This is a genomic window from Nesterenkonia sandarakina (assembly GCF_013410215.1).
Classification (GTDB): Bacteria; Actinomycetota; Actinomycetes; order Actinomycetales; family Micrococcaceae; genus Nesterenkonia; species Nesterenkonia sandarakina.
This window is the reverse complement of the sequence record NZ_JACCFQ010000001.1, coordinates 1915829-1936492: the sequence shown is the minus strand read 5'-3', so window position 1 is coordinate 1936492 and position 20664 is coordinate 1915829. Positions and strand designations below refer to the sequence as shown.

19 protein-coding genes are annotated in these 20664 nt (G+C 68.9%); 1 reads left to right on the top strand and 18 read right to left on the bottom strand.

Annotated features, from left to right (window positions below; genetic code table 11):
• Nucleotides 1-5 precede the first annotated feature (5 nt).
• The 14 genes from HNR11_RS08960 to HNR11_RS08895 all read right to left on the bottom strand — a co-directional run bounded on the left by HNR11_RS08960 (nucleotide 6) and on the right by HNR11_RS08895 (nucleotide 14628).
• Nucleotides 6-863 carry a regulatory protein RecX gene (locus HNR11_RS08960; RefSeq protein ID WP_246310367.1) on the bottom strand — a complete coding sequence of 286 codons (858 nt, stop codon included), beginning with the start codon at nucleotides 861-863 and terminating at the stop codon, nucleotides 6-8.
• A gap of 12 nt (nucleotides 864-875) precedes the next feature.
• Nucleotides 876-1919: a recombinase RecA gene (gene recA / locus HNR11_RS08955; protein WP_058888603.1), complete on the bottom strand. Its 1044-nt coding sequence runs from the start codon at nucleotides 1917-1919 to the stop codon at nucleotides 876-878.
• A 294-nt stretch (nucleotides 1920-2213) separates the two neighbouring features.
• Entirely contained in the window at nucleotides 2214-2432 is a 219-nt protein-coding gene (locus HNR11_RS08950; RefSeq protein WP_179442009.1) for a DUF3046 domain-containing protein, read from the bottom strand.
• Nucleotides 2429-2989, bottom strand: a complete 561-nt coding sequence (locus tag HNR11_RS08945; protein ID WP_179442008.1) for a MarR family winged helix-turn-helix transcriptional regulator — start codon at nucleotides 2987-2989, stop codon at nucleotides 2429-2431. Before HNR11_RS08945 ends, HNR11_RS08950 begins: the two co-directional genes overlap by 4 nt.
• A 77-nt stretch (nucleotides 2990-3066) precedes the next feature.
• Nucleotides 3067-3513, bottom strand: coding sequence for a helix-turn-helix domain-containing protein (locus HNR11_RS08940; protein WP_179442007.1), 447 nt, complete (start codon nucleotides 3511-3513; stop codon nucleotides 3067-3069).
• A 94-nt stretch (nucleotides 3514-3607) separates the two neighbouring features.
• Complete coding sequence (locus HNR11_RS08935; RefSeq protein WP_179442006.1) at nucleotides 3608-4282, bottom strand: CinA family protein; 675 nt, start codon at nucleotides 4280-4282, stop codon at nucleotides 3608-3610.
• On the bottom strand, nucleotides 4275-4970 hold the full coding sequence (gene pgsA, locus HNR11_RS08930; protein WP_179442005.1) for a CDP-diacylglycerol--glycerol-3-phosphate 3-phosphatidyltransferase: 696 nt from the start codon (nucleotides 4968-4970) through the stop codon (nucleotides 4275-4277). Before pgsA ends, HNR11_RS08935 begins: the two co-directional genes overlap by 8 nt.
• Before the next feature lie 7 nt (nucleotides 4971-4977).
• A complete protein-coding gene (locus HNR11_RS08925; protein ID WP_179442004.1) occupies nucleotides 4978-8277 on the bottom strand; it encodes a DNA translocase FtsK 4TM domain-containing protein in 3300 nt (1099 codons plus the stop codon).
• Nucleotides 8278-8486: 209 nt separating this feature from the next.
• Nucleotides 8487-10169 (bottom strand): ribonuclease J, encoded by a 1683-nt coding sequence (locus HNR11_RS08920; protein WP_179442003.1) that lies wholly within the window; start codon nucleotides 10167-10169, stop codon nucleotides 8487-8489.
• Between the two features lie 96 nt (nucleotides 10170-10265).
• Nucleotides 10266-11228 carry a 4-hydroxy-tetrahydrodipicolinate synthase gene (gene dapA / locus HNR11_RS08915; RefSeq protein WP_179442002.1) on the bottom strand — a complete coding sequence of 321 codons (963 nt, stop codon included), beginning with the start codon at nucleotides 11226-11228 and terminating at the stop codon, nucleotides 10266-10268.
• 100 nt (nucleotides 11229-11328) lie between these two features.
• Nucleotides 11329-12498 (bottom strand): anti-sigma factor, encoded by a 1170-nt coding sequence (locus HNR11_RS08910; RefSeq protein ID WP_179442001.1) that lies wholly within the window; start codon nucleotides 12496-12498, stop codon nucleotides 11329-11331.
• The gene (locus HNR11_RS08905) at nucleotides 12491-13003 is read right to left on the bottom strand and encodes an RNA polymerase sigma factor (RefSeq protein WP_246310366.1); all 513 of its coding nucleotides are present in this window, start codon (nucleotides 13001-13003) and stop codon (nucleotides 12491-12493) included. The genes HNR11_RS08910 and HNR11_RS08905 overlap by 8 nt, the downstream gene beginning before the upstream one ends.
• 79 nt (nucleotides 13004-13082) lie before the next feature.
• Nucleotides 13083-13802 (bottom strand): sortase domain-containing protein, encoded by a 720-nt coding sequence (locus HNR11_RS08900; protein WP_179442000.1) that lies wholly within the window; start codon nucleotides 13800-13802, stop codon nucleotides 13083-13085.
• A gap of 1 nt (nucleotide 13803) precedes the next feature.
• Complete coding sequence (locus tag HNR11_RS08895; RefSeq protein WP_179441999.1) at nucleotides 13804-14628, bottom strand: DUF4397 domain-containing protein; 825 nt, start codon at nucleotides 14626-14628, stop codon at nucleotides 13804-13806.
• 173 nt (nucleotides 14629-14801) lie between these two features.
• Between HNR11_RS08895 and HNR11_RS08890 the strand changes: the two genes are divergently transcribed.
• Nucleotides 14802-16016 (top strand): heparan-alpha-glucosaminide N-acetyltransferase domain-containing protein, encoded by a 1215-nt coding sequence (locus tag HNR11_RS08890; protein ID WP_179441998.1) that lies wholly within the window; start codon nucleotides 14802-14804, stop codon nucleotides 16014-16016.
• Between the two features lie 137 nt (nucleotides 16017-16153).
• Here the strand turns inward: HNR11_RS08890 and galK are convergent, their stop codons facing one another.
• The 4 genes from galK to HNR11_RS08870 are packed head-to-tail and all read right to left on the bottom strand — an operon-like array spanning nucleotide 16154 to nucleotide 20608.
• Complete coding sequence (galK, locus tag HNR11_RS08885; RefSeq protein WP_179441997.1) at nucleotides 16154-17335, bottom strand: galactokinase; 1182 nt, start codon at nucleotides 17333-17335, stop codon at nucleotides 16154-16156.
• Entirely contained in the window at nucleotides 17332-18399 is a 1068-nt protein-coding gene (gene galE / locus HNR11_RS08880) for a UDP-glucose 4-epimerase GalE (RefSeq protein ID WP_179441996.1), read from the bottom strand. Before galE ends, galK begins: the two co-directional genes overlap by 4 nt.
• Nucleotides 18396-19766: a galactose-1-phosphate uridylyltransferase gene (gene galT / locus HNR11_RS08875; protein WP_179441995.1), complete on the bottom strand. Its 1371-nt coding sequence runs from the start codon at nucleotides 19764-19766 to the stop codon at nucleotides 18396-18398. The genes galE and galT overlap by 4 nt, the downstream gene beginning before the upstream one ends.
• Nucleotides 19763-20608, bottom strand: coding sequence for a DeoR/GlpR family DNA-binding transcription regulator (locus HNR11_RS08870; RefSeq protein ID WP_179441994.1), 846 nt, complete (start codon nucleotides 20606-20608; stop codon nucleotides 19763-19765). The genes galT and HNR11_RS08870 overlap by 4 nt, the downstream gene beginning before the upstream one ends.
• Between the last annotated feature and the right edge of the window lie 56 nt (nucleotides 20609-20664).

Genomic DNA, 20664 nt, shown 5'->3' with positions numbered 1-20664 from the left:
GGATTCTACGCGTTGGAATGATCGTCGATCGCGTCGCGCACGATCTGGAACGCCACTCCAGGGGCGTGTCCCCTGCGGGCCAGCATCGACACCAGCCTCCGGGTGATCTTGTCCCGCTCGGCGCGCTCCTCCGGACTGGGCCCGGTGGGCACGCTCTTTCCCTGCAGCTTTCGCTGCACGAGTTCTCGCGCCGCGTCACCCTCGTCCTCGGGGGTGATCTGTTCCAGTGCCTCTGCGGCGAGAGCATCATTGATGCCCTTCTCACGCAGCTCGCGGCGCAGCGCAGACTTCCCGAGGTTCTTCAGCTCGTGCCGCCCCTTCACCCAGGTCTGGGCGAACTCGCTGTCGTTGACCAGATGGACCTCTTCCATCCGGTCCAGCACGCGGGTGATGATCTCGGCGCTGAACTCCTTCTCCTGCAGTGCCACAGCCAGCTGGTGCCGGGACTTCGGGGAACCGGTGAGTCGGCGCAGCACCACCGCGCGCGCCTTCTCGTATTGTTCCGCGGGACTCAGCTCAGAGTGCGCCCCTGAGGCGGAGTCCTCCTCGTCCTCCGGGCCCTGATCATCCCCCGCGCCGCGAGAATCCTCCGCGCTCTCATCTCCCTCCGCGTCCTCGGCTATCTCAGTCGAGTCTGCGGTCGCGGCGGATCCAAGAGTCGCGGCGCTGCTCACGGCGGAACCGGGATCCGCCGGTGCGGTGTGTGGAGCCCCCGGCGAGCTGTCAGGCTCACCGTCCTCCGTGACCGCGGGCACCGAGGTATCCACCACCAGGAAGTCAGGAACTGGGGCGTCAGGGTCCCGCTCCTGAATGTTGGTCATGGCGGCCCGCAGCGCGTCGATCTTCTGCTGCTGATCACCCATGGCGACCTCCTATCAGCCGTCGACTGCCTGCAGGGCGGGCCCGCCTTCTTCTTCCAGCGGGGAGGTCAGACCGAGCTTCTCGCGGATGCGCCGTTCAATCTCATCGGCGAGGTCGGGATTGTCCTTGAGGAAGGTGCGCGCCTTCTCCTTGCCCTGGCCCAGCTGGTCCCCGTCGTAGGTGAACCAGGCGCCGGACTTCTTCACGAGGCCGTTCTCGACGCCGACATCGATGAGTCCCCCCTCGCGGGAGATCCCCTCGCCGTAGACGATGTCGAACTCGGCCTGCTTGAACGGCGGAGCCATCTTGTTCTTCACGATCTTGGCGCGGGTCCGGTTGCCCACCGCGTTGGTGCCCTCCTTGAGGGTCTCGATGCGGCGCACGTCCACACGGACCGAGGCGTAGAACTTCAGCGCCTTGCCGCCGGAGGTGGTCTCCGGGGAGCCGAAGAACACGCCGATCTTCTCGCGCAGCTGGTTGATGAAGATCGCGGTGGTCTTGGTCTGCGAGAGCCGTCCGGCGATCTTGCGCAGCGCCTGAGACATCAGCCGCGCCTGGAGCCCGACGTGGGAGTCACCCATCTCGCCTTCGATCTCGGCGCGGGGCACCAGGGCTGCCACGGAGTCGATCACCACGATGTCGATCGAGCCGGAGGAGACCAGCATGTCCATGATCTCCAGTGCCTGCTCACCGGTGTCCGGCTGGGAGACCAGCAGCGCGTCGGTGTCCACGCCCAGCTTCTGGGCGTACACCGGGTCCAGGGCGTGCTCGGCGTCGATGAATGCCGCAATGCCACCCTGCTTCTGAGCGTTGGCTACTGCGTGCAGGGCGACAGTGGTCTTGCCGGAGGACTCTGGCCCGTAGATCTCCACCACGCGTCCGCGGGGGAAGCCTCCGATGCCGAGCGCGGCGTCCAATGCGATCGAGGAGGTCGGGATGGTCTCGATCGGTGCGCGGGTGTCATCACCGAGGCGCATGACAGAACCCTTGCCGTACTGCTTGTCGATCTGGGCGAGCGCCGCTTCAAGCGCCTTCTCACGATCCTTGCTGACTGCCATGATTCACCTCGATGACTCGTTGTATGTGTGTGGTGCCAGACTAGGCGGACCCTCTGACATGACTTCGTGCACGTTCAGGCCGTGTGCGTCTGAAGGAGTCCGTCCCGCAGCACGGGGCTTCTGGGGAAAACTCTAGCGCATTCAGTCGAACATATCTTCGATTCCCGGCCTGGGCGTGTCCGATCCCAGAGTTCCGGATCGATCCTCCGCTGTGCTGCACCCGGAGAGCGGGTCGAGAACCTGAGCTTCCTGCCTCAGCGGTGCTGACCGGTGCTGACCGGTGCTCAGCGCAGCTCAGCGTTTGGGCGCGATGTCGCGGCCGAGCCGACGCTCCGCGGGGACATCCTGCTGGTCGCAGACGGCGTCCCAGACGTCCCGAGGGCTCACCCCGGCCTCCAGGGTGGCCTTCACGCTCATCTGGTACTGACTGAGCACCAGCGAGTCCGCGAGCACGTGGGCGTAGTTGGGCCCGAACTCACCCTCCATGAGGAACCAGAATCGACTCTCTCTCACAAGGCCCTTTCATCTGCGGCGTTCTCATTCGGCTTCCCCGCCGGATCCTTCACATTCACGGCCCCGGGAAGCGCCGATCCATGGGCCAGCGCGGGATCATGCTCGGCGTCGAATTCGGTATAGGACTTGTTCAGCTTCGCCAGCAGCCGGGAGAGCGTCTCGATCTCCTGCTCCTGCCACGGCGTGAGCATCTGGAGGTACCGTTCGGCCCGGTCTCCCTGGGCGGATTCCAGTCGGGCCCGGCCCTCCTCGGTCAGTGAGACCATCTGCGCCCGACCATCTGCAGGATCGGTGGCCTTCTCGACGAAGCCCCGATGCTCCAGCGTGCTGAGCTGACGCGAGAGGGTGGGCTTGCCGATCCCAAGGTGACGGGCGATCGCCGTCATCCGCTGCGGCCCCATCTGTTGCAGTGTGGCCAGTACGGAGTAGGACGCCGGCTCGATCTCGGAGTCGATCTGACGTGCCAGCTGCAGCGCGTTGAATCGGCGCCGGACGAAGAGTCGGTTGAACTCCTGCTCCAGCTCGTGGACCTTGGCGCGTCGATCGAAGCTTCCCATGGGCAACAGTCTATGACAGTGAAGGAGGGCCACCCCATAGGGCGGCCCTCCTGCACAGATTCAAGCTGCGGGACGGATCACGATCCGCTGCGAGCGAGCTCCTCGCGGGTCAGCGCATCCGGCACGCGGTCCGGGACGACTCCGCCGCCGAACTCCCGCTGGAACTCAGTGGGAACGGTGTCGGGAACCTGTAGACCCTCGGCCGTGGCGATGCGCTCAGCGACCTGGGAGAGCATCGCGGAGAGGGGCACTTCGAGTGCGGTGCAGATCGATGCCAGTAGCTCCGAGGAGGCTTCCTTCTGGCCGCGTTCCACCTCGGAGAGATACCCCAGGGACACGCGGGCGTCATGGGAGACATCCCGGAGGGTACGACCCTCGGCCTGACGGATGCTGCGCAGAACGTCACCGATCTCCTGGCGCAGCACGACTCCCTTGGACTCTCGGGGCTGGGCCGCAGCGACGCCGTCGACGTCCATATCTTTCCAACGGGTCACGCCGTTGACGGTGACTGGTTGTCTCACCATGGACTCACTCCTCTTTCGGTATGTTCCACCTGTGGTCAACGGTGTTCGCAGGTGTTTTCTTCCCGGTGTGGCTGCTGGTCCTCGTGGCTCTACTCTAGACCGAATACCCGAGGCCATGCGGTGCGGTGGCCAAGAAGTCTTCGACGAGTTTCAGGGCGCCCTCCACCGAGGCGGCGCGAATCGCGGCGCGGTCACCGTGCAGCTCGAGACGCAGGGAGCCGGAGAGCCACTGGTCGGCGGTCTCCGGGCCAAGCCCGGCCGCCGCAGCGGCGCATCCGGAGGGCAGCGCGAGCTCGAGTCGTTCGCGCGCGCTGTTCCTGCAGGCCAGTCCGAGATATACGGTGCCCACCGGCTTGCCCTCATGCGGCTCAGGCCCGGCCACACCGGTGGTCGCGATGCCGATATCCGCGCCGGTGCAGGAGGCCGCCCCGCGCGCCATGGCGGCAGCCACATCGGGATCGACCGCGCCCCGGTCGGCAAGCAGCTGCGCGTCGACGCCGAGAACATTACGTTTCACGGCGCTGGCGTAGGCCACGACGCCGCCCAGAAGCGCCACCGAGGTGCCCGGCACCTCAGCGATGCGGGAGGACAATCCTCCGGCGGTCAGCGACTCGGCGGTGGCCAGCGTGAGGCCGCGATGCGCCAGCGTCTGGATGATCCCGCGCGGCGAGGTCGCACGCTCGGCGGCTCGCGCCAGCTCATCTGCATCCCCGGAGAGGCTCGCGGGCTGCTCGGAGCGCTCGTCTGCCTGGTCGGAGAACTCAGCCATCTGAAGGTTCTCCGGCACGTCCCGGGCCGGGTGCATCGGCCCGGTCCCGACGGACCCGGCTGCGCATCCTGATCGCGGAGATCAGGTAGTCCACTCCGGTGACCACGGTGACCACCAGGGCAAGGATCATGATCCAGAACGCGACGTCGGCCAGCCAGCTGGCGAGCACCACCAGAGGCAGCAGCATCAGCTGCAGACCCGCGGACTGCAGCACGGTCTTGAGCTTGCCGCCGCGGGAGGCAGGCATGACGCCGTAGCGGATCACGACCATGCGCAGCACGGTGACGCCGAGCTCGCGGGCCAGGATCACCACGGTCACCCACCAGGGCAGCTCGCCGAGCAGCGAGAGCATGACCAGCCCCGCTCCGATGAGCAGCTTGTCGGCGATGGGGTCGGCGATCTTGCCGAAGTCGGTGACCAGGTTGCGCGAGCGGGCCAGGTCGCCGTCGATCTTGTCCGTGAGCACCGCCAGGGCGAATACCCCGGCCGCCGCCCAGCGCCAGCCTCCGTTGTTGGCCTCAGCCGTCCCGGCGCCGAACACCTGGCCGTCGGCGTCGAGCACCAGGAACCAGATGAAGACCGGGACCAGAGCGATGCGCACCATGGTCAGGATGTTGGCGATGTTGAGCAGCGGAGGTGCAGCCGGTTCCCCGGTCTGTGCGGCTCCTTCGCGCGGTGTGTCAGTCATGAGCCCCTCAGCGTCCGGTCAGTTCCCACATGTCCTCGCCGGACGTGGAGTCATGCCCGTCATGATAGTCCCTCGCCTGCGGCAGGGCCGCGGTGCGTTCGGCCAGATCACGGGCGATCAGATCGGCGCTGGAGAGCGAGGCCCGGCTGACCTGGCGCTGCCCGACAGCCTGGGTGGGACCGGTCGGCGCCGGCTCCTGGTGGGAGTCCTCCGTCCCGGACGGATCCGGGGCCGAGCCGGCCGAGACCGCAGAGACTGCCGAATGACCTGAGGCGGCGCGGTAGCCGGGGTCGGCCAACGACCCGGACGGGGGCTGATGGTCCGGCTCCTCTGGTCCCAGGTCAGCCGCATGGACCGGACTCGGAGCGGACTCCGCGGCCTGCAGCGCTGCGCTGGGCGCGGTCTGCACCGAATGTCCGGGCTCATATTCGATCCCGGTGTTGTCATAGGCCTCCGGAGCGGCCTCGCTGGGCGCCGCGGCTCGCGGCTCTTCACCACGCATGGTGGCCAGCAGCCCGGGCAGCTCCTCCGGGGAGACCAGCACGTCGCGGGCCTTGGAGCCCTCGGAGGCGCTGACCACCCCGCGGGACTCCATCAGGTCCATCAGGCGCCCGGCCTTGGCGAAGCCCACGCGCAGCTTGCGCTGCAGCATCGAGGTGGACCCGAACTGGGTGGTGACCACCAGTTCTGTGGCCTGCAGCAGCACGTCGAGGTCATCGCCGATGTCCTCGTCGATCTTCTTGGAGACCTTCTCGGGGACCACGTCCTCGCGGTACTGCGCCTTGAGCTGGGACTTCACGTGCTCGACCACCGCGTGGACCTCGGAGTCGTTGACCCAGGCCCCCTGGACGCGCATCGGGTTCGGCCGGCCGGCAGGCAGGAAGAGCGCGTCGCCCTGACCCAGCAGCTTCTCCGCGCCCACCGAGTCCAGCACCACGCGGGAGTCGGTGGAGGAAGAGGTGGCGAAGGCCATCCGGGAGGGGATGTTCGCCTTGATCAGCCCGGTGACCACGTTGACCGATGGGCGCTGGGTGGCCAGCACCAGGTGGATGCCGGCGGCGCGGGCGAGCTGGGTGATGCGCACGATCGAGTCTTCGACGTCGCGCGGGGCGACCATCATCAGGTCGGCGAGCTCGTCGACGATCACCAGCAGGTACGGGTACGGACGTAGGTCCCGCTTGGAGTCCGGGGGCAGCTGGATCTTGCCGCTGCGGACCGCCTTGTTGAAGTCGTCCACGTGCTTATAGCCGAAGTGGGCGAGATCGTCGTAGCGGTTGTCCATCTCCTTGACCACCCACTGCAGCGCCTCGGCGGCCTTCTTGGCGTCGGTGATGATCGGGGTCACCAGGTGCGGGACGCCCTCATAGGCGGTGAGCTCCACCCGCTTGGGGTCCACCATGACCAGGCGCACCTCGTCGGGAGTGGCGCGCATCAGGATCGAGGTGACCATCGAGTTCACGAACGCCGACTTGCCCGCACCGGTGGCGCCGGCGACGAGCAGGTGGGGCATCTTCGCCAGGTTGGCGACGACGAACCCGCCCTCCACGTCTTTGCCGACTCCCATGACCATGGGGTGATCGGTCTTCCGCGCGGCGTTCGAGCGCAGCACATCGCCCAGGACGACGACTTCCTTGTCCTTGTTCGGGATCTCGATGCCGATGGCGGACTTGCCGGGGATCGGAGAAAGGATCCGGACCTCGTTGGAGGCCACGGCCAGGGAGATGTTCTTCTCCAGCCCGGTGACCTTCTCCACCTTGGTGCCGGGGACCAGCTCGACCTCGTACCGAGTCACTGTGGGGCCTCGGGAGAAGCCGGTGACCTGAGCGTCGACCTTGAACTGCTGGAAGGTCTGGTTCAGGGCGTGCACGATCTCGTCGTTGGCGGCGGTGTGCTCCTTGGCCGGCGGGCCCGAGGGCAGCAGCCCCTGCTCGGGCAGGGTGTAGGTGACGTCCCCGCCCAGGGTGAGCTGCTCCGAGCGCACCGGCATGGCCGCCGCCGGGGCGGGCGCCTCGGGGTCGGGGTTGCGCTTCAGAGCGGCCGAGGAGGGCACCTCCGAGGCCGACGCGGCGGACGCCTCGGTGGCAGCGGCCTCCGCGGCGGCGGCGGGGGCGGCCCGCTCCCGGGCGCGCTGGATGGCGCGTTCCTGGGCGGTGGGACGACGGACCCCGGCGGGGACCGCGGGGGCGGCGGCTGGGTCCCCGTCGGACTCGTCGAAGACTGGGTCCTCGTAGGCGCCCTCGGTCGCGCGGGCGGCCTCGGGGTCCTGGTGTCCGAAGGACTCGATGTCGGAGTCCCGGGCGTCGGCGCCGCGAGCCTCCGAGTTCCCCGCGTCCTCGTCCTTGGAGCCCATGATCTTGGAGAGCAGCGACTTCTTGGCGTGGCCCTCACCGGAGGAGTCGGCGTGGCGGGCGGCGCGTCGTGGCCGGGCCGGGGCGTCGTCGTCGGGATGCGTGGCGGCAGGCTGGGCGGGGGTGGACTTGGACTTGCGCGTCGGCGCCGACTGCTGGGCCTGCCCGCCGGCAGGCAGCTGCGGGTCCTCAAGCGGTTCGCGGCGCTCTCCGACGATGAAGCTCTTGGCCACGGCGACGCGGTCGGGCACCCGGCGCAGCGGGGTGTCGGTGAGCACCAGCAGGCCGGCGAGCAGCGCGAGGATCAGCAGCACCCAGACCGGGTACGGGGTGACCAGGGAGGCCAGCGGCACGCTGACCAGGTAGCCGATGACTCCCCCGGAGTTCAGCAGCGCGGTGAAGGCGCCGTCCTCGCCGACCGTGAACGCCTCGTTGATCGTGGGCAGCCCGTTGGCCAGGTGCACGATGCCGGCGGCGCAGATGAGGATGATGGCGCTGCCCGCGGCGATCCGGGCATTGCCGGCGTGGTCCTGCGGTGCTCGGAAGTAGCGCACCGCTGCGATCAGCAGGATCAGCGGCAGGATCACCGAGGCCCAGCCGAAGGTTCCTGCCGTGGAGGTGTGCACCAGGTTGAGCGCCCAGTGATCCATGGTGCGCGCGCCCCACCAGTCGACGACGGCGGTCAGCGCAGCGAGCAGGAAGAACACCAGTCCGGCGCCGTCCCGGCGATCATCGGGGTGAACCTTCACCTGCCGACCGATCCCGCGCACAGCGGAGGCCACCGGGGTGGCAAGTGCCAGCCAGAAGCCGCGCGCGGCGGAGGCCAGCAGGTTCCCCTGCGGGGACTCTGCTGCGGGGTTGGAGGAATTCTTCGACGTCGTCGCGCGGCCTGAGGCACCCTTGGAGGACTTGCTTCCTTTGGTGCTGGCGGCTCGCGAGGGGGAAGTACGTGTCGCCATAGGGGCTAACCTACCCTCGATCCGGGGTCCGGTCACCGATCGGCACACCTTTGGCCCCGGCTGGAGCGTGAGCCCCGTCGCCCCGGGCCCTGACCAGCACACACTCCCGCCCCGATCAACTCCGGATCGGGCCCGGAGACGACTTTGGGCCCCACACGAGGTGAGGCCCAAAGCGGTGCTGCGAGGGGACCTGCAGGGTCCGGTGCGGATCAGGTCTCGACGACCACCGGGACGATCATCGGCTTGCGGCGCAGCTTGCGCGCCACCCAGGAGCCCATGGTGCGGCGCACGATCTGCTGCAGCTGATGCGTGGTGTGTTCCTTGTTGTCCTGGATCGCCTCGGTCAGCGCCCGGGAGATCTTCGGCTTGATGTCCTTGAAGACCTGGTCCTCCTCGGCGACGCCGCGGGCGTGGATGTCGGGTCCGGAGATGATCTTCCCGGTCTGCCGGTTGACCACCACGATCACCGAGATGAAGCCCTCCTCGCCGAGCACCCGGCGATCCTTGAGGTCGCTGTCGGTGATCTCTCCGATGGAGGATCCGTCCACATAGACGTAGCCGCACTCGACCTGGCCGACCACCTGCGCCACGCCCTTGTGCAGGTCCACCACGGTGCCGTCGTCGGCCATGATGACCCGGTCGCTGGGGACTCCGGTGTCTTCGGCGAGCTTGCCGTTGGCGATCAGGTGCCGGGTCTCGCCGTGGACCGGCATGACGTTCTTGGGCTTGACGATGTTGTAGCAGTAGAGCAGCTCACCGGCGGAGGCGTGCCCGGAGACGTGGACCTTGGCGGTGCCCTTATGGATCACGTCGGTGCCCAGCTTGAGCAGCCCGTTGATCACCCGGAAGACCGCGTTCTCATTGCCCGGGATCAGGGAGGAGGCCAGGATCACGGTGTCGCCCTGGCCCACCTGGATCGGGTGGTCCCCGTTGGCCATGCGGGAGAGCGCCGCCATCGGCTCGCCCTGGGAGCCGGTGGACATCAGGACCACCTCGGAATCGGGGTAGTTGTCCACCTTCTTCATGTCCACCAGGATGCCCTCAGGGACGTCGAGGAAGCCGAGCTTGGAGGCGATGCCCATATTGCGCACCATCGAGCGGCCCACGAAGGCGACCTTGCGGTTATGCGCGTGCGCGGCGTTGAGCACCTGCTGCACGCGGTGCACGTGGGAGGAAAAGGAGGCGACGATGATCCGCCGGTTGGAGGTGCCGAAGAGCTGATCCAGGGTCGGACCGATCTCCTTCTCCGGGGTGGTGAAGCCAGGGACGTCAGCGTTGGTGGAGTCGGTGAGGAACAGGTCCACGCCCTCCTCGCCGAGCTTGGCGAAGTGGCGCAGATCAGTGATCCGCCCGTCCAGGGGCAGCTGGTCCATCTTGAAGTCGCCGGTGTGCAGCACGGTGCCGGCCTCGGTGCGGATGAACACTGCCAGCGCGTCCGGGATGGAGTGGTTGACCGCGACGAACTCACACTGGAAGGGACCGAAGTCCTCGACCTCGCCCTCCTTGACCTCCAGGGTGTAGGGCTTGATCCGGTGCTCGGCGAGCTTCGCCTCGATGAAGGCCAGGGTCAGCGTGGAGCCGATCAGCGGAATGTCGGGCTTCTTCCGCAGCAGATAGGGCACGGCACCGATGTGGTCCTCGTGCCCGTGGGTGAGGACCAGGCCGACGACGTCGTCCAGCCGGTTCTCGATGTAGCTGAAGTCGGGAAGGATCAGGTCCACACCGGGCTGCTCCTCTTCGGGGAAGAGCACCCCGCAGTCGACGATCAGCAGCTTGCCGCCGATCTCGAAGACCGTCATGTTGCGCCCGACCTCCCCCAGGCCGCCCAGGGCGACGGTGCGCAACGTGCCGCGGCGAAGTTTCGGTGGAGTGCTGAGGCGCTGTGCTGCCAAGGTGAGATTCCTCCTCGAGAGGTCCTGCTGGGGACCTCAGTCATGTAGTGGTTCGGTGAGTTGCTCTGCTGCCGGCTCGTCCTGCGAACGGGCTGCTCAGAGCTGCCAGCCTGCCTCGCGCAGGTCGGCGATGATCAGTTGTTTCTCAAGTTCGTTGGCCTGGACCAGGGGCAGGCGGACCCCGGGGTGCATGCCGGTGCCCAGCCAGCTCAGCACCTGCTTGCAGGAGACCGCACCCTGGACCCGGGTCATCATGGCCCGAATCACCGGGCCGAGCTCGCCGTGGGCGATGCGGGCCTCGCGCAGCTCGTAGTTCAGCACCGCGTCGATCATCCGACGGAAGGTCGGGGACGCGACGTGGGCGGTGACCGAGACGACGCCGGCAGCCCCCATGGCCATCCAGGCCAGCACATTCTGGTCATCACCGGAGTAGACCTCGAGGTCGGTCTTGGTCAGCACCTCGGTGGTGGCGGTGATGTCGTTCTTCGCGTCCTTCAGGGACATGATGTGCGGGTGCTCGGCGAGCTTGAGGATCGTCTCGGTGGCGATCGGAATCCCGGTGCGCCCGGGGATGTCGTAGATCATCAGCGGCAGGTCCGCGGCGTTGGCCACCGCGGAGAAGTGGGCGAACACTCCGTCCTGGCTGGGCTTGTTGTAATAGGGAGTGACCACCAGCTGGCCGTCGGCTCCGGCGCGCTCGGCCCGCTTGGCCATGAGCAGGTCATGGTCGGTGTGGTTGGTCGCGGTGCCCGCGATGACCTTCGCCCGATCTCCGACGGCGGACTTGGCCGCCCGGACGAGGGACTCCTTCTCGTGGTCCTCCAGGGTGGAGGTCTCACCGGTGGTGCCAGAGACCACCAGCGAGTCGTTGCCCTCATCGACCAGCCGCACGGCGAGCGCCTCGAAGGCGTCGAAGTCGATCTTGTCATCCGGGGTGAACGGGGTGACCATCGCCGTGATCAGATGCCCGAAATGCGGGTCGGTCTGGTCCGGGTGCTGGACCTGCCCCTGGATCAGGTGCGGATCGAACTCGTGCGTGGGTTCGTTGTCGCTTGCCATGAGGCCCAGCCTACCGCCTGGGTCGCCCCCACGGGCCCGCGACGGGCAGGAACTCTCAAGGGAACCCCGCCGGAGCGGCGCCGCAGACCCAGGCGTCGGTTCAGCTGGTGGTGTCCTGCATCGGGCCCGCAGCCAGCGTGGTCCCGCTGTGGGTCGGGTCGCCGTCGAAGTGCTCGTGGGAGACATCGACCACCGGGTACTGGCTCAGGTCGATGCCCGCCGGCACGGTGAAGGTGCTGGTCTCCCCGGTGGCGGCGCCGAGCGAGATCAGCTGGGTGCCGGCCTCGTCGCGCAGCCACACCTCGAAGTAGCCGTCCTCCGGATCCGGGGCCGCGGTGATCTCCACGGTGAGTTCCAGCGCCCCCTCGCCGGTCTCGACCATCTCTGCGCGCCCGCTGAAGTCCGCGGCGGCCACCGGCTCCAGGGTGGCATCACCGAGCACGGTGGGCCCGGCGATCGGAGACTCCGCCGAGGGGGACTCGCTCGTCGGAGATTCAGCGACGGGGGGCTCTGACTCCGGGCCCTCGCCCGAACTGGAGAGCGCGGCGGCCACGGCGGCGCCGCCGAGCAGCGCACCGACGGCGGCTGCCGCCAGCGGCACCCAGAGCCTCCTGCGGGTCTGCCCCGGTCCCGGCTCGCGGCGAGGAAGCCGGGTCACCGAGGCGATCCGGTGATGGTCCTCGGAGGTCTGTGGGGCATCGGGGGCATCAGAGCGCTCCGAGGCCCCGGGGACCTCGGAGGGGAGCCCGATCTCGGCGGCGATCCGGTCCCAGAGCCCGGCCGGCGGCTCGTGCAGCACTGCAGGGTCCCGCAGCGCCAGCAGCGCGCGCTCGGTGACGTCGTAGGCGGCACGGCAGGTGTCGCACAGCTGCAGATGCCGACGCTGGGCAAGTTGCTCTGGATCGGTGAGGCGCTGGGAGTCGGTGAGAGGTTGGGAGTCGGTGAGAGGTTGGAAGTCGGTGAGAGGTTGGAAGTCGGTGAGAGGTTGGAAGTCGGTGAGGCGCTCAGGATGCGAGTCCTGCTCATTTTCAGCGCTCGGGTCAACGTGCGCAGCCGGGCTCGGGTCCGGGCTGTGGCTGAAGCCTGTGTCGGAGCGCGCGCCGGACCTCGTCTCGGAGCCTGGATCAGAGCTCCGGTCGGGGGTCGGGAGCGCGCCGGGAGCACCTGAGTAGGCGTCCCCGAGCCGCGGGTCTGCCAGGGTCGCCAGATCTGCGTCCGTGAGGTGCCCGTTGACCTGGGAGTCCTCCCGCGGCGGGAGCGGCTCAGTCATGGTGCACCTCCAGACTTTCTCTCATTCGGGCCAAGCCCCGGTGGACATGGGATTTCACGGTGCCCAGCGGCATCTCCAGGCGTTCAGCGATGGTCTTCAGGGGAAGATCCTCCGTATAGGCCAGGCGCAGTATCTCATCCTGCGGCGGACCCAGCTGCACCAGGCTCTGCTGGACCACCACCCGGTCGACCACGGAGTCCGCCGGCGGCGAGGATCCGTTGCGTGCCTGTGCCTCGGCCCCGGCCTCTGCGAGCTGGTGGTCTCGCTCCCGACTAGCGAAGACGTCGGCGATCACCCGCCGGGTGATCCCGGTGAACCAGGCTCCGGTGGGTTGGGAGACGTCATAGGTGTCCCGCGAGCGCCAGGCGCGGGTGAAGACCTGCTGGGTGGCATCCTCAGCGTCTTGCCGATGACGCAGCGCGGCCATGCACAGGGAGAACACGAAGCTCGCATGCTGGTGATAGAGGTCCTGCATCGCCGCAGGGTCCCCGGCCGCGAAGCGCATCGCAAGAGGCTGCTGATCCAGAGCGTCTCCTCGGTCGCAGGGCACGGGCACGGCAGGCGCAGCAGGAGGCGTCGCCTGCTCAGTCAAGAGGTTCGGCGACCACGATGATGTTGTCCGCATAGCTGCCGCGCTCGTCGATCCACTGACCCCCACAGGTGATCAGCACCAGTCGGTGCTCGCCGGTCCGCTCGAAGTACGGAGCGAAGTCCAGACCGTCCTTGCCGAGCTGCTCCACCTGTGTGACTTCATAGTGATGCGCCGTCCCAGCTTCGTCAAGGACGGTGATCTCCTCTCCCTCCTGCGCGTCCTGCAGGGCATAGAGCGGACCGACCGGGGTCTCCTCCGAACCGGCGTGCGCTGAGATGACGGTGGTGCCGACGTCATCAGCCGGTGCGTTGCCGTATTGGTACCAGGCAGCCTGCGCGGCGTCGTCGGGGATGTCCATCTGACCATCACTGGCGACGCCGCGAGGCTGGACCGGAAGATCTGCGTCGATCTCCGGGTAGAGCACCTGGACCGGTTCCGGGGTGGGCTCCTGTTGCCCCTGATCGGCAGGCTGCACCGGGACGGACCCGGGGTCGAAGGAGGGTGGAGCGGCCTCCGGAGATCCAGGGGCCTCCGGCGAAGGGGAAGACGCCGGAGCCTCCTGAGGCTCTCCGGAGGCCGAGACCGTCGCCGACTGGTCCTGGGTGCCCTCCGTGGCTCCCACGGCGCACCCTGCTGCACCGAGGGAGACAGCGAGCACGAGGGCCAGGCCTGCGGTGTGGCCCGCAGGCGCGCGGCGACGGTGGTCCTTCATCTCAGACGCGACTCTTCGCGCGCACACCCATGGTCACGGCGCCGACGCCGATCAGGGCGAGTACACCGATGCCGGCGACCCAGCCTGCGGTGGACTGGCCTGCAGCGACCTCGAAGTTGCCGGTGGGCACGCCGTCCGGCGCCGAGTGTGTGGCGTCCACGGTCTGGGTCGCCAGTGCGAGGTTTCCGTCCTCCGCAGAGCCCCAGGCGTAGACGATCGTGTTGACACCCTCGGTGACCTCGACGTCGGCGGGACCGATGACCGGGTCAGACTCCCCGGTCAGGGACACGGCGGCTTCCAGGGTTCCGGCGGCCAGGTCCAGCGACGCCTCATCCGGGTTGGCCAGGGCCTCGACCGCGACCTCGCCGTTGGCCCAGATGTCGACCTCGGGAGCCGCTGCCACGTGGCGCACCGTCAGGCGGCCCTCTCCGGCTGCCAGCTCCGAGGTGTCATTGCCGAAGGCGGTCACCGTCGGGTTGCCCTCGGCATCCAGATGGGCGGCAGCAGTGTAGTTCCCGCCACCCTCCAGGCTCACGTCCACCGGGCCGAGCACCGGTTCCGAGGCGTCCGCGGCATCGGCTGCGGTGATGGCGATCTCGTAGTCGCCGCCGGGCAGCTCCAGCGGGCCGGCGAGGTCACCGGGGTTGAAGTCATCCAGGGTGAGCTCACCGTTGACGTAGACGTCCACGGGAAGATCCGGCACGGCATGCAGCACGGAGAGCTGAGCGGAGCCTGCGGCCTCATCGGCGGCATAGGCAGGGGCTGCGCTGGCCGCGATGGCTAGTCCTACGACAGCGGTGGTTGCGAGTGGAAGAGACTTACGCATGGCGATGTCCTTTCAGGGTGCCTGGCGGCAGTGATGGTGATCACTTTTTGTGCTCACACCAGGACTACCGCGCCGAGGGTGGAAAGGTTGCACCTGGTGGTGAAGTATTTCTCCGCGGTGGCCGCGTCGAGTCCTGAGAGTCCCTCGCTCGGGAAGCCAGTAACGTACGTGCTGTGATCAAAGCTGGCACCACCTCCGCACATTCCCGACGCATCTCCGGGGTCGACGCCGCCCGTGGCCTCGCTCTTCTGGGCATGATGACCGTCCACGTGCTGCCCACCATCTCCGACTCCGGTCAGGACGCCAGCTGGGCCGGCCTGCTGTTCACCGGGCGCCCCTCGGCGCTGTTCGCGATGCTCGCCGGAGTCGGCCTCGCGCTGCTCACCGGCGGCGCCGGCCGGGGCCACTCCGGGGCGCAGCTGGCCGGTGACCGCAAAGCCATCGCGGTGCGTGCCCTGCTGGTGGTGGTGATCGGACTGCTGGTGGCGGCGCTGAACTCCGGGGTGGCCATCATCCTGGTGCACTACGGTCTGCTCTTCCTGCTGGCGCTGCCGTTCCTGCGGCTGGGTGCGGTGCCGCTGTTCACGCTGGCCGGAGCCTGGGTGGCGGCGGCGCCGGTGGCGTACTGGTGGCTGCACAATGATCTGCGCAGCTCCTGGGAGGGGTTCCCCGACATGTGGCGGCTGTGGCACTCCCCCGGTGTCGCTGACCTTGCGAACCCCGCCCTGCTGGGCATGGACCTGGCGCTGACCGGGTACTACCCGCTGCTGCTCTGGCCGGCCTATCTCTTCACCGGGATGGCCATCGGGCGTCTGCAGCTGCAGCGCACCTCCACCGCGCTGCGACTGGCCGGCACGGGACTTGGGCTGGCTGCGGCGAGCTATGCGGTGCACCTGTGGATGCTCTTCCAGTCCACGCTGGTCCCAGAGCTGGCTGCCCGCTACGGCTGGTCCAACGCGGAGATCCGCGCCGAGCTGATGGTGGGGACCTTCCAGATCCCGCTGGTCACCGAGGACCTGTGGTTCCTGCTGGCCACCCCGCACCAGGGCTCCACCATGGACCTGATTCACACCATCGGCACCTCGATGCTGGTGCTGGGGCTGTGTCTGCTGGTCGCGGAGCGGCTGCGCTGGCTGCTGGCGCCGCTGATCGGGGCCGGGGCCATGCCGCTGACCCTCTACGTGGCGCACCTGGTGGTGATCCACTTCTGGCGCGGCGCCCCGGTGCCGGACTTCCTGACCTTCCTCACCGAGTACTCCCCGATGCAGATGCTCACGCTGATGATCATCGGCGCGCTCGGTGCCGGGCTGCTGCGGTTCATCCTGCGCCGCCGCGGCCCGCTGGAAGCGCTGACGCACGCCGCGGTCAACGCCGCCGCCGGCCGCTAGACCCCGACCCACCTCGCGCCTCCCCCTCCCCCTCCCCCTCCCCCTGGGCGTTTTACCTGGCCTTGCGTGCTTGACCGGCGCCACGGGCGGGCCGGTAGCTCACGGACGGCCCGGTAAAACGCGGGGGTGGGGCCGGCTCAGGCCAGGCGACGGGCGCCCGCGGAGGGGTGCGCCAGGAAGCCGGTGGGCTCGGTGAAGCCGCGCGCTCGGGCGTTCTCCTGGACCGCAGCGAGCAGCCCGTCATAGGAGTCCGCGTGGATCAGTGCAATCACGCAGCCCCCGAATCCGCCGCCGACCTGCCTGGCCCCCAGGGCCGGCTGCACCGATTCGGAACTCGGCGCGGCGAGCAGGGCTTCGACCATGGTGTCGGTCTCTGCCACGGTGATCTCGAAGTCATCGCGCTGGGAGAGGTGCGAGGCGGTGAGGATCTCTCCGAGCTGGGCGTAGGCCCCGGTGCGCAGCGCCTCCCGGGCGGCGAGGACCCGCGCGTTCTCGGTGAGCACGTGCCGGACCCGCCGCAGGATCACCTCATCGGAGAGCCGAGCTTGAAGATCCGCGGGGGCGACGCCGTCGTCGTTGAGTTCGCGCAGGCTCTGCACCCCGAGCAGCCGGGCGCCGGACTCACACTGGGCGCGGCGGGCGGCGTACTCCCCGTCCACCAGGCGGTGCTCGGCGAGAGAATCCAGGACCAGCAGCGCGAGGTCGTCCTGGGCGAGGGTGAAGGGGACCTGTTCGGTGCCCATGCTTCGGGTGTCCAGGAGCAGCGCGTGCTCGGCCTGCGCGGCGACCGAGGCCATCTGGTCCATGATCCCGCAGGGCATGCCCACGAAGTCGTTCTCCGCGTGCTGCGCGAGCCGAGCCAGCTCCGCAACGGGCAGCTCGACGCCGGCCAGGTCGGTCGCGGCGAGGGCCACCGAGCACTCCAGGGCGGCAGAGGATGAGAGCCCGGCCCCGATGGGCACCGAGGAGTCGATGAGCAGGTCCAGGCCCGGGAGTCGGTGCCCGGCCTGCTCCAGCGACCAGAGCATCCCGGCGGGGTAGGCGGCCCAGCCCTCGACGACGCCGGGGGCCAGCCCGTCCAGGCTGAAATGCGCGGTCTCACCGTTGAGCAGCGAGCGCACCTGGACCATCCGGTCCTCACGAACTGCGACCGCCACCTCGCTGACCTGGGGCAGCGCGAAGGGCAGCACGAAGCCGCCGTTGTAGTCGGTGTGCTCGCCGATCAAGTTGACCCGGCCCGGGGCGGCCCAGATCCCGGCACATTCACGGCCGAACGCGCTGTGGAAGCTCTCGGCGAGCGCGGGCCGAGCGGCGCTCACCCGCGGCCTCCCGGCGTCGGGGCTGCGGGTGACTCGACCGCTGGTGTCGGGGCAGCAGGGGCCCGATTCCCCGGCGACGGGGCTGCAGGGCTCTGGCTGGTACGGCTCATGGTCTTGACCTCATGCCCCAGGGCCGCCCAGGCGTCGGCGACCATCTCGGGCACCTCGCGGGTGGGGCGCCAGCCCAGTCGCTCCTGCGCGCGGGCGCCAGAGGCGACCAGCACCGCAGGGTCCCCGGCGCGGCGCGGCTCCTCCACGGCTGGGACCTCCGCCCCGGTGACCTCACGGACCGCGTCGATCACCTGTCGCACCGAAGTGCCGGTGCCGGTGCCGAGGTTGTAGATCTCGTGGCTGGCAGGCTCGGCGGCCTGCAGCGCCCGCAGGTGCGCCTCGGCCAGGTCGAGCACGTGGATATAGTCCCGCACGGCGGTGCCGTCCGCGGTGGGATAGTCCGTGCCGAAGATGCTGGCAGACTCCTTCTCCCCCGCGGCGACCTTGAGCAGGTTCGGGATCAGGTGGGTCTCGGGGTCGTGGCGTTCGCGCAGCTCCCCGGAGGCGCCGGCCACGTTGAAATAGCGCAGGCTGATCGCTGCCAGCCCGTGGGCTTGGGCCTCGGCGGTGAGCATATGGTCGATGGCCAGCTTCGAGGCACCATAGGGGTTGGTGGGCATGGTCGGATCGGTCTCGGCGATGCTGGCTCCGGCAGGCTCGCCGTAGACCGCGGCCGTGGAGGAGAACACCAGCCGGCGCACCCCGGCGTCGCGCATCGCGTCGAGCAGGGCGAGGGTGGCGACGATGTTGCCGTGCCAATACCGCTCCGGGTGGCTCACCGACTCCCCCACCAGTGAGCGGGCGGCGAGGTGGACCACGGCGTCGAAGCTGGAGTCCAGGATCTCACCGACCTTCAGCAGCTCGGTCTGATGCCAGAGAGCGCCCTGGAGCACCGAGTCCGCGTGGCCGGTGCTCAGGTTGTCCAGGACCTCCACGGTGTGACCTTCGGCGAGCAGCTGCTGCACCACCACCGATCCGATATACCCGGCACCGCCGGTGACCAGCAGCTTCATGGTGTCTCCTCTGAGTGGGTAGGTTCTGTGGGTGAGTCCGCCGGCGTTGAGTCTGTCGGCGTTGAGTCTGTCGGCACTGGGTCTGCCGTGCCGGATTGTGCCGCCTCCGATTCTGCCGTCTGCGGCCCGATCGCTACCAGTCGCCGTGCCGTCTCCTCCGGGGCGATGTCATTGATGAAGACGCCCATGCCGGATTCCGAGCCGGCCAGGTACTTCAGCTTGTTCTCCGCGCGGCGGATGGAGAACAGCTGCAGGTGCAGCCGCATCAGCCCTGGCTCCGCCGAGGCCGGAGCCTGCTGCCAGCCGGAAATATAGGGCAGCGGCGAGTCGAAGAGCTTATCCCCGCGGCGCAGCAGGTCCAGGTACAGCGTTGCGAAGTCGTCGCGTTCGGCGTCGGTGAGCTCGGGCAGCCGCTCCACAGCCCGGTGCGGGTAGATGTGCAGCTCTACCGGCCAGCGCGCCCAGGCGGGGATGAATGCGGTCCAGTGCTCGGTGCGCGCGACGATCCGCCGCCCGTCGGAGACCTCGCTGGCCAGGATGTCGGCGAAGAGGTCTGCGTCGCGGCGGGCGTGGTAGTCCGCGGCGGAGTCCAGCAGAGTCCGGGTGCGCGGGGTGATGAAGGGGTAGCCGTAGATCTGCCCGTGCGGGTGGTTCAGCGTCACCCCGATCTCCTCGCCCCGGTTCTCGAAGCAGTAGACCTGCTCGACGCCGGGCTCGGCGAGCATCGCCGCGGTGCGGTCCGCCCAGGCATCGACCACGGTGCGCATCCGCCGGACGCTGACCGCTCCGAGCTGGGAGGTGTGCTGATCGGTGAAGCACACCACCTCGCAGCGCCCGGATCCGGGCTGGCGCAGTCCGGCAGACTCCTGCGCCGCCGTCGTCGTGCTCAGCAGGTCCTCCGGGACCGGGGTGTCGCCGCGGAAGGAGGGGAACCGGTTCTCGAAGACGACCACGTCGTAGTGGGCTTGCGGGACCTCGGTGGCGCGTTCCGGCGTGGAGGGGCAGAGCGGGCACTGATCGGTGGCGGGCAGGTGGGTGCGGTGCTGCCGGGCGGCCGCGATGGCGACCCACTCGCGCAGCAGCGGGTCATAGCGCATCTCGTTGCCGCCCACCGGTCGGGAGATCTCACGCCGGTCCTGGACGGTGCGACGGCGCGGCTCGTCGTCGAAGAAGATGATCTCGCGGCCGTCGGCAAGCTGCGCGCGGGTGCGCTGCGCCGCCGGCCGGGCGGCCGCGACGGTGGTGGACCGGGGCACGGGCCGGGCGCCGGACGCGGGCCGGGCGCCGGTTGCAGGCTCGGCGCCAGACGCAGTCCCGGCACTGGGGTCTGCGGCGAGGCTCTCCGGCTCGGAGGAAGCGGTGGTCATCGGGGGCTCCTGGTCTGAGTGGGATCGGCGAGGAGGAGGGCGTCGAGCCGCTCGCGCAGCGCTGCTGCGGCGGTGTCGGGTAACCCGGTGTCGGTGATCAGCAGCTGGACCTGCTCGAGCGTGGCGAAGCTGCCCAGGGCGGTGGTGTCCCATTTGCTGTGGTCGGCCAGCACGACGGTGCGCGGCGCGGTGCCCAGCCAGGTGCGGTTGGTCTCGGCCTCCTCCAGGTTCGGGGTGGTGAACCCGGCGTCCGGGGCGAACCCGTGGGCTCCGAGGAAGATCAGGTCCAGGTGCAGCGAGCGCAGTGCCTGATTCGCGATCGGGCCGACCAGCGCGTCTGATGGGGTGCGCACTCCCCCGGTGAGGATCACCGTCTGTCCCGCAGCGGCGGTGTCTCCAGGGGCGGCATCCCGGGTCGCTGCGGCGCCGTGGTGGAAGATCTCCGCGATCCGCGGGGAGTTGGTGACCACGGTGAGCCCGGCGACGTGGACCAGCTGATGCGCCAGGGCCCAGGTGGTGGTGCCTGCGGAGAGTCCCACGGACATCCCCGGTTGCACCAGCATCGCGGCCTCTGCGGCGATGGCCTGCTTCTCGGCCTGCTGCCGTGCGGACTTCGCGGTGAATCCGGGCTCCTCGGTGCGCTGCGCAGGTGCCTCAGGGGCGGCTGATGTCACGGCCCCGCCGTGGACCTTGGTGATGAGCCCCTGCGCGGCGAGGTGATCCAGGTCCCGGCGGATGGTCATGTCCGAGACCTCGAACTGTGCGGCCAACTCGGTCACATTCACGGCTCCGGCGGCGGCAAGCCGGGTGACGATCTCGGCGCGGCGTTGCGCTGCCAACATGACCTCTCCCCTCGCTCAAACCTCCGACTCATCACATTCAAACATGGATCAACACT

What these genes read in the sequence shown, in the direction of transcription:
- HNR11_RS08960 (WP_246310367.1), bottom strand. Translation starts at nt 863, where the DNA reads ATGGGTGATCAGCAGCAGAAGATCGACGCGCTGCGGGCCGCCATGACC.
- galT (WP_179441995.1), bottom strand. Translation starts at nt 19,766, where the DNA reads ATGACCACCGCTTCCTCCGAGCCGGAGAGCCTCGCCGCAGACCCCAGT.
- pgsA (WP_179442005.1), bottom strand. Translation starts at nt 4,970, where the DNA reads ATGACTGACACACCGCGCGAAGGAGCCGCACAGACCGGGGAACCGGCT.
- HNR11_RS08935 (WP_179442006.1), bottom strand. Translation starts at nt 4,282, where the DNA reads ATGGCTGAGTTCTCCGACCAGGCAGACGAGCGCTCCGAGCAGCCCGCG.
- HNR11_RS08870 (WP_179441994.1), bottom strand. Translation starts at nt 20,608, where the DNA reads ATGTTGGCAGCGCAACGCCGCGCCGAGATCGTCACCCGGCTTGCCGCC.
- dapA (WP_179442002.1), bottom strand. Translation starts at nt 11,228, where the DNA reads ATGGCAAGCGACAACGAACCCACGCACGAGTTCGATCCGCACCTGATC.
- HNR11_RS08905 (WP_246310366.1), bottom strand. Translation starts at nt 13,003, where the DNA reads ATGCGCTTCGCGGCCGGGGACCCTGCGGCGATGCAGGACCTCTATCAC.
- HNR11_RS08925 (WP_179442004.1), bottom strand. Translation starts at nt 8,277, where the DNA reads ATGGCGACACGTACTTCCCCCTCGCGAGCCGCCAGCACCAAAGGAAGC.
- galE (WP_179441996.1), bottom strand. Translation starts at nt 18,399, where the DNA reads ATGAAGCTGCTGGTCACCGGCGGTGCCGGGTATATCGGATCGGTGGTG.
- HNR11_RS08945 (WP_179442008.1), bottom strand. Translation starts at nt 2,989, where the DNA reads ATGGGAAGCTTCGATCGACGCGCCAAGGTCCACGAGCTGGAGCAGGAG.
- HNR11_RS08940 (WP_179442007.1), bottom strand. Translation starts at nt 3,513, where the DNA reads ATGGTGAGACAACCAGTCACCGTCAACGGCGTGACCCGTTGGAAAGAT.
- HNR11_RS08895 (WP_179441999.1), bottom strand. Translation starts at nt 14,628, where the DNA reads ATGCGTAAGTCTCTTCCACTCGCAACCACCGCTGTCGTAGGACTAGCC.
- HNR11_RS08910 (WP_179442001.1), bottom strand. Translation starts at nt 12,498, where the DNA reads ATGACTGAGCCGCTCCCGCCGCGGGAGGACTCCCAGGTCAACGGGCAC.
- HNR11_RS08900 (WP_179442000.1), bottom strand. Translation starts at nt 13,802, where the DNA reads ATGAAGGACCACCGTCGCCGCGCGCCTGCGGGCCACACCGCAGGCCTG.
- recA (WP_058888603.1), bottom strand. Translation starts at nt 1,919, where the DNA reads ATGGCAGTCAGCAAGGATCGTGAGAAGGCGCTTGAAGCGGCGCTCGCC.